Origin of the sequence: Acinetobacter sp. YH12227 (genome assembly GCF_013417785.1) — a bacterium.
GTDB classification, from domain to species: domain Bacteria; phylum Pseudomonadota; class Gammaproteobacteria; order Pseudomonadales; family Moraxellaceae; genus Acinetobacter; species Acinetobacter gandensis.
This window is the reverse complement of sequence record NZ_VPDH01000015.1, coordinates 41,761-54,088: the sequence shown is the minus strand read 5'-3', so window position 1 is coordinate 54,088 and position 12,328 is coordinate 41,761. Positions and strand designations below refer to the sequence as shown.

Annotated in this window: 10 protein-coding genes; 6 read left to right on the top strand and 4 right to left on the bottom strand. The window is 38.3% G+C overall.

Annotation, left to right across the window (positions count from 1 at the left end):
• Positions 1 to 712, bottom strand: a 712-nt coding sequence (locus FTV09_RS05165) for a thioredoxin family protein (RefSeq protein ID WP_180057086.1), incomplete at its 3' end; no start/stop codon positions are given.
• A 284-nt stretch (positions 713 to 996) separates the two neighbouring features.
• Between FTV09_RS05165 and FTV09_RS05160 the strand changes: the two genes are divergently transcribed.
• Entirely contained in the window at positions 997 to 1,215 is a 219-nt protein-coding gene (locus FTV09_RS05160) for a DUF1653 domain-containing protein (protein ID WP_180057084.1), read from the top strand.
• 63 nt (positions 1,216 to 1,278) lie between these two features.
• Entirely contained in the window at positions 1,279 to 1,872 is a 594-nt protein-coding gene (locus FTV09_RS05155; RefSeq protein ID WP_180057081.1) for an O-methyltransferase, read from the top strand.
• 77 nt (positions 1,873 to 1,949) lie between these two features.
• On the opposite strand, the gene FTV09_RS05150 is transcribed toward FTV09_RS05155, so the two are convergent.
• The 3 genes from FTV09_RS05150 to ahpC all read right to left on the bottom strand — a co-directional run bounded on the left by FTV09_RS05150 (position 1,950) and on the right by ahpC (position 3,702).
• Positions 1,950 to 2,156: a KTSC domain-containing protein gene (locus FTV09_RS05150; RefSeq protein WP_081410344.1), complete on the bottom strand. Its 207-nt coding sequence runs from the start codon at positions 2,154 to 2,156 to the stop codon at positions 1,950 to 1,952.
• A 223-nt stretch (positions 2,157 to 2,379) separates the two neighbouring features.
• Positions 2,380 to 2,856, bottom strand: coding sequence for a hypothetical protein (locus FTV09_RS05145; protein ID WP_180057079.1), 477 nt, complete (start codon positions 2,854 to 2,856; stop codon positions 2,380 to 2,382).
• Positions 2,857 to 3,138: 282 nt separating this feature from the next.
• Entirely contained in the window at positions 3,139 to 3,702 is a 564-nt protein-coding gene (gene ahpC / locus FTV09_RS05140; RefSeq protein WP_067767636.1) for an alkyl hydroperoxide reductase subunit C, read from the bottom strand.
• Positions 3,703 to 4,246: 544 nt separating this feature from the next.
• Here ahpC and hrpA point away from each other — a divergent pair.
• The 4 genes from hrpA to FTV09_RS05120 all read left to right on the top strand — a co-directional run bounded on the left by hrpA (position 4,247) and on the right by FTV09_RS05120 (position 12,252).
• Entirely contained in the window at positions 4,247 to 8,167 is a 3,921-nt protein-coding gene (gene hrpA / locus FTV09_RS05135) for an ATP-dependent RNA helicase HrpA (RefSeq protein WP_180057077.1), read from the top strand.
• Positions 8,168 to 8,197: 30 nt separating this feature from the next.
• A complete protein-coding gene (locus tag FTV09_RS05130; protein ID WP_067767582.1) occupies positions 8,198 to 9,313 on the top strand; it encodes a beta-ketoacyl-ACP synthase III in 1,116 nt (371 codons plus the stop codon).
• 9 nt (positions 9,314 to 9,322) lie between these two features.
• Complete coding sequence (locus FTV09_RS05125) at positions 9,323 to 10,087, top strand: 1-acyl-sn-glycerol-3-phosphate acyltransferase (protein ID WP_180057075.1); 765 nt, start codon at positions 9,323 to 9,325, stop codon at positions 10,085 to 10,087.
• A 134-nt stretch (positions 10,088 to 10,221) separates the two neighbouring features.
• Positions 10,222 to 12,252, top strand: a complete 2,031-nt coding sequence (locus FTV09_RS05120; RefSeq protein WP_180057073.1) for a hypothetical protein — start codon at positions 10,222 to 10,224, stop codon at positions 12,250 to 12,252.
• The last annotated feature ends 76 nt before the right edge of the window (positions 12,253 to 12,328 follow it).

The window sequence follows — 12,328 nt, the reverse complement described above, 5'->3', positions numbered from 1 at the left end:
CCGTCTTGATCCCTTTACGTGCAGCATAGATTGCTGAGGTATTACCCGCAGGGCCACCACCAATCACCAACACATCAAAGGCATCTTTCGCATTGAGTTTTTCAGCATCTTTTGCAGCAGAGTTGGTATCTAATTTGGCAATGATTTCTTCCAAAGTCATACGACCTTGACCAATGTGTTCACCGTCTTGGAATACCATTGGTACAGCCATGATTTTGCGTTCTTCGACTTCGTCTTGGAAGAAAGCACCGTCAATCATGGTTGCAGTTGTGCCAGGGTTGTAAATTGCGATCAAGTTTAGTGCTTGAACTACGTCAGGACAGTTATGGCAACTGAGTGATACAAATACATCAAAATCAGCTTTAAGACCTAAGCCTTTAATAGAAGCAAGAACTTCATCAGACACTTTTGGTGCATAACCTGAAGTTTGTAGCAAAGCTAGAATCAAAGACGTGAACTCGTGGCCCATCGGTAGACCTGCGAAGAATACACGTGGTGTTTCACCTGCTTTTGCAATACCAAAACTTGGTGCACGGCTGTTGTTGCCATCGAAACGAGCAGTAACAAGGTTAGATAAAGCAGCAACTTCAGTTACCAGTTCTTTAATTTTGTCAGACTTGTCTGTACCGTTTAAAGTTGCGACGATTTCAATCGGGCCTTCAAGGCGTTCAAGTAAGGTTTTTAATTGAGCAGAAGTATTTTGATCTAACATTGCTAACGTCTCCAAAGGAGTAAATTTATTTGATAAGAGAATCATAGAACAAACCATTAAATAGATGAAACGGTTTGTTTTTATAAAAATGATCGGTTTTACTAATCAATAGCAGAAATATCTTTCTAAATCAGAAAAGTAGATTTCTAAGATGTGACTTAATATGGAGTTTTATTTAAAAACTACAAGTTAAATAAGAGAAAAAGAAACTAATTTATCGCGACAAAGGGCAGACAATGCTACAGTCGAAGCTAAATGATTTTTATCAAATTTTAGAGAAAAACATGCAAGTAAAGCAAGGCATTTATCAACACTATAAAGGCAAACTATATCAGGTGTTTCATGTGGCGACACATAGTGAAACAGAAGAAAAATTAGTGGTTTATCAGTGTTTATATGGTGATTATTCAATGTGGGTGCGACCATTAAGCATGTTTACTGAAACAGTTGAGATAGAAGGTGAAGTGATTCCTCGTTTTAAGCTGATTCAAGAAACACATTAAAGTCAAGCTAGCTTTTTTGGAATTTATGAGTAGTTGTAAGTAATAGAAAAAAAGGATATTGCTATGAGCATGGATGCTAATTTCAAAAATTATATGCAGCAGTTGTATGTTGCATTTACCGCGCATGATGCTGCACAAGATCATCGTTTATCGCGCTATCGCAATATTGAACCAGATTCAGCATTATTTTTAGCGATACAAATTCGCCTTAAGCAGGCAAAGCAGATTTTAGAAATAGGAACATCAACAGGGTATTCAACGCTATGGTTGGCTGATGCAGCGAAAGCTACACAAGGACATGTGGATACCATAGAAATAGATGATTCTCGTATTATTCAAGCCAAACAGCACGCACAGCATTTGCAATTGATTAATTATATTCATTTTTATCAAGGGGATGCACTGATCTTTTTGCAAAATTTAAAGCAAAGTTATGATTTGATTTTGTTGGACGCAGAACGTGATGCTTATGTGCAATATTGGCAATATCTATCCCAAATTATGCATAAACAAGGTGGTGTATTGATTGTGGATAATGTTCTGTCACATGCGAATGATGTGGCTGACTTTATAAAAATGGTTGAGCAAGATAATCGCTTTGTGAGTACGACTTTAAACATTGGGGCAGGGTTGTTTATGGTGACTTTCCGAGATTAATCTAGAAAGACTTAAATCATTACGTTAAGTAAAATCAGGGTATTTAGCCCTGATTTTTATTAGAAAACTGTGAAAAACTATCCTTGTAAAGAAACCCTAGAAAAATGTAGATCGTATTCTAAGTATTTGTGTACAAATGCTGTTTTGTCGCTACATCGTAGTAAATTATCATAAATAAATGGTGAAACTGGATAAAATAAATCGCCAGCACCATTGGCATAAAAAATTTTTAAGTATCGTGAAGAAGAACTATATTTCCAAGAAGTTACAGCAGTTGTAGTCATAAACATCCCCCTTAATGCATCGTTATCGTTGTGTTGCAGATGAAGGTCTTTATATTTTGAAATTAAGCTATATCGGTATGTTGAAGTATTGCAGATTTGTTAAAAATTAAAGTTTTATCTGAATAAGCATAGCTTAAAAAATAGTAAAACTTTCCATAAAAATAGCATGCTTTATTGTGGAATAAGTAAAATATTTTCGCGCATGATTCTAAAATTCGAGTCCTTAGAACGTTCGGCATTGCTCGCTTTTGTTGCCTTTGACTTGATTGTTACTGCCATTCATTGTGAAGGTGTTTTCTGCGCAAATTAAATTGCCTGCGATTTCATTATCCGTAATCGCGATAGTACCACTGTTTTTATTTAGCTTTAGGTCGCCAGAAATTTGATTATGACGTAATTGAATGTTTTTCCCTTGGATAAAATTGACATCTCCACTGATGTGATTGTGCTGAGCGATAATTTTTGAAAAGTTGTTTGCTGCTTCAATATTACCGTTCAAGTGATTATCTTTGAGTTCTAGGCTAGATCCATTTTGTAAAATCACGTCACCATGAATAATTAAACCTTCTAATAAGCAATTTTTTTTAATTTTTATATCATAACGGATCGTTTGATGTTTGATTTGACCATCACAATAGATGGCTGCAAAGCTAGGAATTGAACAACTGACTAAGCAGGCAAATAGCATGATACATTTCATTGATTAACTTCTCCCAACCTAAAGCGAAATGAATAAAATATCATGTTAAAAATACTGAAGTTTGTGGGTTGGTATAAGTAGCTAAAAAAGTAGTTTTCAAGTTTTTTATAGTGCGTGTGTAAATTTGGATTTGTCCAAATTCAATAAAATTATTAAAAGATCAGCATGCAGCAGATTTTTGGCTTATTGTGTGATGTCGCTGCATGTAAAATCACAAACGATAAGAATAAAAAAACCACGCAAAACGCGTGGTTTTTTTGAATCAGTTCAATCTAATACAGATTAGATTTTACCAACTAGGTCGATTGAAGGAGCAAGAGTTGCGTCGCCTTCTTTCCATTTAGCTGGGCAAACTTCGCCTGGGTGAGCGTGTACGTATTGAGCTGCTTTAACTTTACGAAGAAGTTCAGAAGCGTCACGGCCAATACCACCAGCGTTGATTTCAACGATTTGGATTTTACCTTCTGGATCGATAACGAAAGTACCACGATCTGCAAGACCGTCAGCTTCGATTAATACGTCAAAGTTTTTAGCAAGAGTCCAGTTCGCATCACCAACCATTACGTATTGGATTTTTTTGATTTCTTCTGAAGAATCGTGCCAAGCTTTGTGAGTGAAGTGAGTGTCAGTAGAAACTGAGTAGATTTCAACACCTAGTTTTTTAAATTCTTCGTAGTTGTCAGCAAGGTCGCCAAGTTCAGTTGGGCAAACAAAAGTGAAGTCAGCTGGGTAGAAGAATACTACAGACCATTTACCTTTAAGATCAGCTTCAGTTACTTCGATGAACTGACCGTTTTGGAAAGCTGTTGTTTTAAATGGTTTAACTTCAGTATTAATTAAGCTCATCATTGTCTCCATGATTGAGGTTTGTATTTGATTTCCAATAGGGTACAGAAATTTTTCTTATTGCTGAAATAGTATTTTTACATAACTAATATCGGAAAACCGAATTAACCTATGTTTAGCTATTTCCCAACAGACAAGTATTTCTTCTCATTTAACCGAACATATATGTGGATTAGATGACAACAAAGACTTGAATTATGCCCTGTACAGATATGGAGATGTTTAGTGCTTAATTCAAGGGGGGCTTTTTAATTTTTTTCAAAAAATGGCCTAAATTCTCCGATGAATCTTTGAATCCATTCAATATATAAAAGCTGTTTAAGGTTTACTTTTATATCGTGTGTTGATTTATATCTATATTGGTTAAAAATTTTGTGTCGCTCAGTGGTGTTGTGATTTGATTATCTAAAACGTTGAAGCTTGCAGGCCTGGGAATAGTGCAAAAAAGATTTGAATGCAAAGACTTTAATGAAAGCTACATTGGGAATCGTTATAAAACCGAGTAGAATATCGTGTTTTAAGATAGTGATAGGGCGTTCTCTTGGTGGCGAAAGATTTAAATGTAGAAAAAATGGTGATGGTTCGTGATGCACACCGTTTAAATCGATTGCGTAAGGGGAAAGACGCCAACGAAAAACAGTATGAAGAGCTGTTTGAAAAATCCAATGCCAAAGTGCGTGAGCGTATTGCACGTATTCCAAATATAAAACTCAATCAAGATCTACCCGTTACTCAATATGCTGACAAGTTAATTGAAGCGATTCAGCAGCATCAGGTGATTATTGTTGCGGGTGAAACTGGTTCGGGTAAAACAACACAATTACCGCAAATTGCCATGCTTGCTGGGCGAGGTTTAACAGGCTTAATTGGTCATACCCAACCACGTCGATTGGCTGCACGTAGTGTTTCACAGCGTATTGCTGAAGAGGTTGGTGAGAAGCTCGGTGAGTCAATATCTTTTAAAGTCCGTTTTAACGAGCAAGGTTCGCAAGATTCGATTGTTCGTTTAATGACGGATGGTATTTTGCTCGCTGAACTCTCTAATGACCGTTTTTTAAATAAATACGACACGATTATTATCGATGAAGCGCATGAACGTTCGCTGAATATCGACTTCATTATGGGGTATCTAAAGCAGCTCTTGCCACGTCGTAAAGATTTAAAAGTCATCATTACCTCGGCGACTTTAGATGTAAATCGTTTTTCAAATTACTTTAATGGTGCGCCTATCTTTGAAGTGGAAGGTCGTAGCTTTCCGGTAGAACTCCGTTATCGTCCAATTTCAGAGCTGAGCATTGTTGGCAGTGATGACGATGAGTTTGATGATTTTGAAGAAAATTTACCGCGTGCCGTGGTTTCAGCGGTAGAAGAATGTTTTCAAGATGCACAGGAAAAAGGCCATCCTGAACATGCGGATATTTTGATTTTCGCCAGTACTGAACAAGAAATTCGTGAATTACAAGAAACCCTGCAGAAATTTGGCCCACGCCATACTGAAGTATTGCCTTTGTATGCACGACTGGCTTTAGCTGAGCAACAACGAATTTTTAATCCATCTGGTGGTGGACGACGCATTATTATTGCCACGAACGTGGCGGAAACGGCATTAACCGTACCTAATATTCGCTATGTGATTGATAGCGGCTTTGCACGTATATCGCGTTATAACTATCGTTCACGTGTGCAGCGCTTACCGATTGAAGCAGTATCACAGGCGGCTGCCAATCAACGTAAAGGGCGTTGTGGTCGTATTGCACCAGGTGTGTGTATTCGTCTGTATTCAGAAGAAGACTTTATGAGTCGCCCTGAATTTACCGAACCTGAGATTAAACGCACCAACTTGGCATCGGTGATTTTACAGATGCAAAGTTTAGGTTTTGGCGAATTAGAAGATTTTGACTTCATTGAACCGCCTGATCATCGCTTAGTGAATGATGGTCGTAAACTGTTAATTGAGCTTGGCGCATTAAAAGATAAATCGGCCAAAGAGGATCAAGCGAAATTAGAAACGACAGCAAACAATACGAAGCACAAAAAACAGAACAATGAGGGTGCTTTAACTAAAATCGGTCAACAAATGGCAAAAATGCCGATTGACCCACGACTTGCCCGAATGATTTTGGGTGGTGCACATTTTGGTGTCCTAAATGAAGTTTTGATTATTGTTGCGGCTTTAGCAGTGCAAGATCCGCGTGAGCGTCCTGCCGATAAACAAATGCAAGCGGATCAAAAACATGCTTTATTCCGCGAAGCGGATTCGGACTTTTTATTTTATATCAAGCTCTGGGAAGCCTTGGTGGCTAACCGTGAGATGAGTGAGAACAAACGTCGTACCTTTGCACGCAATCATTTCCTGAGTTGGCTGCGTTTACGTGAGTGGAAAAAGACTCACGAGCAATTGGTCGATTTAGCGCAAGGCTTAAAACTTTCTTTTAATGAAAAGAAAGCCAGTTATGAAAATCTGCATCGCGCGCTGCTGACAGGTTTACTTTCGTTTATTGCTAATAAGACTGATGAACGCAACGTATTTATGGCAGTGCGTCAGCAAAAAGCACGTATTTTCCCCGCATCGACTTTGCATAAAACCAATACGCCGTGGGTGATGGCTTTTGAGATGGTGGAAACCTCTCAAGTTTATATTCGTACTTTAGCGAAAATTGAACCTGAATGGATTTTATTGGCTGCGGGGGATTTACTGAAACATCATTACTTTGAGCCGCATTGGTCGAAAAAAGCCGGTGTGGTGAATGCTTATGATCAAATTTCTTTATTTGGTTTGATCATTGAGCCGCGTTGTCCAATCAACTATGAAAAAGTTGATCAGCCTGCCGCACATGAAATTTTCTTAAGAGATGCCTTAACCACAGGTCATTTAGGTATTACACCGCCATTTTTAAAACACAATTTGCTGAAGCTTGAAGAAGTTGAACGTGTAGAAGATAAATTACGTCGTCGTGATTTGGTGGTGGATGAAGAAACCATTTACCAGTTCTATGCGTCTAAAGTGCCGGAAGATGTTGCTAGCCGCCGTTCATTTGAAGACTGGCGTGCGACTGTCGAACCACAGAATCCGCGTTATTTATTTGTAGATGATGATGCACTTTGGATGAATGACCGTCCAACGACGCAGCAATTCCCAGACTATTTGCGCAATGGTGAGCTGCGTTTAGCAGCAAGTTATCGCTTTGACCCAAGTCATGATGAAGATGGTGCAACTGTTAAAATACCTGTGCAAGCTTTACCGCAAGTGGATGAAAATATTTGGTCATGGGGCATTCCTGGTTGGCGTCAAGATTTAATCGAAGCCTTGCTCAAAGCCTTGCCAAAAGATAAACGTCGTCATTTGGTGCCCATTCCTGACACAGCGAAAAAGTTAATGAATCGTGTGGATGCGGTACATTTACGGGAGCATATTTTTAGTTTCTTGGCATTCCAATTACGTGGTGAGCAAATCACGGAAAAAGATTTTTCGTGGGAACGAGTTGAGCAATATTTATTACCGCTAATTAAAGTCATTGATGAAAAAGGTCGTGTGATTGAGCAAGGTCGTGATCTGGATGAATTAAAAGCCCGTTGTCGTACAGAAACTCATAGTCCAGTAAAACAGCTGAAAGGCGAGTTTAAAACGTTCCCAGAAAGTTTTGTGTTTGAGGCATCGCAAAAAGTCACAGGCGTTGTGGTGAAACAATACCAAGCCTTGGTGCCATCGAAAGATTTTGCTGCATTAACCGCAAAAGACGAATCAGGTGTAGTAATTCAAACCTTCAATGATCAAGCTGAAGCGGTAAAACAGCATCGTGAAGGGATCATTCATCTTGTACATATGCAACTGGGCGATTTGGTTCGACAGTTAAAAAAGCAAATTTCTAAACCATTGGCATTGGCTTATTCGCCGTTGGGGGATAAGGCAAAACTTGAACAAATGTTAGTTTATGCCACACTGCAGCTTTCAATAAATGAGCTTCCTGTCAATGTGCAGGAGTATCAAAACCTCATTTTAAATGTAAAAAAATCTTTCTTAACTCATGGGCAACAGGCATTGGCTGTTTTGAGTGAAACTTACATTCAATGGCAGGAAATTCGCCGGAAATTGTTGGTTTTAGATGATTCTGTGTTCGGAAAGAACATCGATGACATCGAAGATCAGTTGGATTTGATGCAACTTGCGGACTTTGTTTATGGCAAAACTTCCGATGTGTGGCTTGAATTTCCACGTTATTTGAAAGCATTGATCTTGCGTTTAGACCGCTTGCCAAATAATCTACAAAGGGACAATTCTGCCATTGATCAAGTTGACCCATGGATGGAAAAATTATTTAAGTTTAAAAACGACACTCGCCTTAAAGAATTGTATTTCATGGTAGAGGAGTTACGCATATCTTTATTCTCTCAACCGATGAAGACAAAGATGCCAATTTCTCCGTCTCGCTTACAAAAAGTATGGGATAAGCTTGGAATCAGTTAAGATATAGGTAATCTGAACAAGGAGTTTTACATGGGCATCCGCATTACGGGTACAGGTCTTTATCATCCAGAAGACGTAATTACTAACGAAGAGTTAGTTGAAGCTTTAAATGCTTATGTGGAACAGTATAACAGCGATAACGCTGAAAAAATTGAAGCAGGCGAGTTAGAAGCACGTCGTGGTTCAAGTGCAGAATTTATTGAAAAAGCATCTGGCGTAAAAGCACGTTATGTTGCTGAAAAAAGCGGTATTTTAGATCCAAAACGTTTACGTCCAGTATTGCATGAACGTTCAAATGATGAATTGTCTATTCAAGCGGAATGGGGCGTAGCTGCTGCAAAGCAAGCGATGGAAAATGCGGGTGTGACTGCTGAAGACATCGATGTTGTGATCTTGTCATGCTCTAACATACAACGTGCATATCCAGCCGTTTCAATCGAAATTCAAACTGCGTTGGGTATCCAAGGTTATGCTTACGATATGAACGTGGCATGTTCTGCGGCAACGTTTGGTATTAAACAAGCCTACGATGCGATCAAAGCAGGCGCACGTCGTGTTTTATTGGTGAATGTAGAGATTACTTCTGGTCATACGGATTTCCGTCTACGTGACTGCCATTTCATCTTTGGTGATGTTGCAACTGCATCAATCATTGAAGAAACTGAAACCAAAGCAGGCTTTGAAGTTTTAGATATCGATCTGTTCACTCAATTTTCAAACAACATTCGCAACAACTTCGGTTACTTAAACCTAAGCGAAGTAGATGCTGACATTGACAATAACCGTTTCCGTCAAGACGGTCGTAAAGTGTTTAAAGAAGTTTGTCCATTGGTTGCGAAAATGATCACTAAGCAACTTGAAGACAATAAGATTGCTGCGACAGATGTGAAACGCTTCTGGTTACACCAAGCCAATGCCAGCATGAATGAATTGATTCTAAAATTGGTTGTGGGCAAAGAACATGCGCAACCAGATCTAGTCCCAATCATTCTTGATGAATTTGCCAATACTTCATCTGCTGGGGTAATCATTGCATTACACCGTACAGCAAACGAAGTAAACGATGGTGAATACGGTGTTCTTTGCTCATTCGGTGCAGGCTACTCAGTCGGTTCTGTACTTGTGCAAAAGCACGACGCTGCATAAGGAATAACGTTGCAGGTTGAGCACGATGCAAAGTGGATAAAGCGTTTAAGTGCTTTATCCCGTATGTATTTCACACCGACATTTTTAGGCGCGGAATATATTGATGCATCTAAACCTGCAATGTATGTAGGAAATCACACGATTTATGGGGTTCTAGATTCACCATTAATTATTGATTATCTCTACAATGAACATAAAGTGGCTGTGGTCAGTATTGCTGATCATAGCCACTTTTATTTGCCTGGATGGCGTGGCATGGTGAAAAAGTTTGGTGCCGTGCGAGGTATTCAAGACTATGTACGATCCGTGATGCAACAAGGTTATTCAATCTTGGTTTTTCCTGGCGGTGGTCGTGAAGTATTAAAACGTAAAGGTGAAGCTTATCAATTGATTTGGAAGCAGCGTTACGGTTTTTTAAAACTGGCCCAAGAGTTTAATTATGACATCGTACCTTTTGCTGCATTAGGCGGAGATGAAGTTTTTGAATTGGGTTTTGATGCCAGTGCCATTGTTGAAAATCGTTGGTTTAAGCAACTTTTAAAAATAGAAAAACTTGATCAATTATTACGCCATGGTGATGTGATTCCATCTTTGCCAAAACGAATCATTCCGAAAAGAATTCCTTTCTATTTTCAATTTATGCCTAGACAGAGTCTGAAGCATATTCAAAGTATTGATGAATTAAAACTGTACCGTGAACAACTACAACTCGATATATATGCCGCATTAGCCAATTTGAAACAGGTTCGCGCGCAACATCATTCTTCCAAATAATATTAAAAACTTTTCTTCTGCGTCATGTTGAGTTTTCAAGCATTTTAATACCATTGATCTAAATCACTGGCTCAATCTATTTCAGCAGCATATATTATGAGCTTGAAAAATAATCAAGGTCATTGGGTGCGGAAATGAAGGGGAACAGTGCAAAGCCGCAACGAGAACAACATTTACAAGAAACTGCTCTGCAGATTATTCGTATTTCACCTGTTTTAGAACAACTTTATCAAGAGCAGTTGGCGATTGTGGGTGCCATTAATGCACAAAATCTTTTTAAAATTGATTCCACTGCACATAAAGTAAGTGTGTTAAATGGTTGTTGCGAGATTCAATTTCAAAGCACAAAATCTTTGAGTGCTCAATTTCCTCGAAGTCCAATTAAACCCATAAAAATAGCTTCTTTTTATAGTCAATATCCGCAGTTTGAAGCGCTTGAAGACTTTTTTTTACATGATATTTATTTTCTAACAGGTGATTTAAAGCCGCAGCATTCACTTTTTTTACGTAATAAAGCTCAGCAATTACGGACTTTAATTTTTGAGCATGTATATGTGTGGCTAGATGGGGCTGAGCGCATATCGAATTTCATATCGCAGATGAGTTTGGTGCAAGCAGAGATTATTGATCAATTGATGATGAGGCAGAACTGCTATCAACATGATGTGATGCGTGATTATGTTCAAACGCAACAACCTATTCCAAAACAAGTAGTGACACTATTTCAGCAGATGTTTTGCTTGAGTTATTTAGATGATCCGACATTATTAAGCATTCAATCCTTAATGGATAGTTATGATGAGTTTTGCTTTTCAGCAGCGCAATTTTTAGATGCTGATATCTATCGTATTATGACACTGGCTTATCCAGAGCGATTTAATTTAAATGAATTGAATGAACATGTAGATGACATTATTTTATTAATGGATCATGTACACGAGCGACCTAATCTATTGGGATTTATACGGTTAATGCAACGCGATGCTTGGCATAAGCAGGATTTACTTTCGCAAGCGCATTTTTTAAATCACAATTCAGTATGGCAAAAGAAAGTTGGAAAATTACCGATACTTGACAGTAAGCGGGCAGTGAAATGGTTATTCAAACAGCCTGCTTTAGTTTCTGATTGGCTCAGTCAACATTTTCAACATAGTAGTGTACGTGTTGCGATGACAGCCTTGAGTTTTGTGGATACCAGTCGCATTCATCCCACAGTTATTTTGTCGACTTTGCAATATTTTCAATTCATAGCTGTTAAGCTGTTTATCCAGCGTTGTTTTGCACAAGCTTTAGATCAAGGCTGGTTCGAAGCTAAAGAAAATACGCAATTTATTTTAAAAGATAGACAAAATAAGACAGATGATCATCGTATTGCTATTAGCCCGTCTATTTTATATCTAGATGAATGGTTGTTATTCATGCGGCAAAGTGTTGGTTTGAACGATTTAGCGATTAAAAAAGTCTATCAGCCACTTAGTCGTATGATGCAAGCGTATATGCTCTATTTAAATGAATGTATAGTTACACTTCCTACAGCACTTGTTCCTTATATACGTGTAGAATTGCAAGAAAATCGGGATTTTATAAACCAATTACATCATCATAAAATTCAATTGCATGATTTTCGACAATTGTTTTATTTAAAATCCAATCATACGCGTGTCACAGTATTTGATGCCTATGTCCGCGACTATATAAGTGCGGTCTTTACAGGGCAATATATAGCAAAAAATATTAGTTGGAAGGGATTGTTTCATCAAGCAGTACGATGGCATGACACTATTCAAAAACAAGAAATTATCAATAAATTAAAAAAAGAATATGACACAATCATTTGGCCATCTTTGAGTCCACAGTCGATTTTGGTTTTTGAAGGGTGGGCGTTTGAAGAGCTGAGCTCTATCACCCGTATTATTGAGGAGTCAAAACGCTGTCGACATTGTTTAGCTATGAGTTATAGCAACAAAATTGTAGAGGGGGAATATGTTGCTTTTCATGTAAGCCAACTTGAAACACAGCAACATATGACACTCGGATGTGCCATTCAGCAGCATGAATTGATCTTTGATCAGTTGGAATATCCTGATAACACACCAGCATCTCCTGAAGTGATTGAAGTCGCAAAGAAATTTATTCAGTGGTTCAATAGTATTAAACAAAAATAAGAAGCCTTAGCAAAGCATTTAGCCAAGTGAGCTTAACTTTTGTGGCAAAAATCGTTAGGCTATAGCCGTTCTTTTA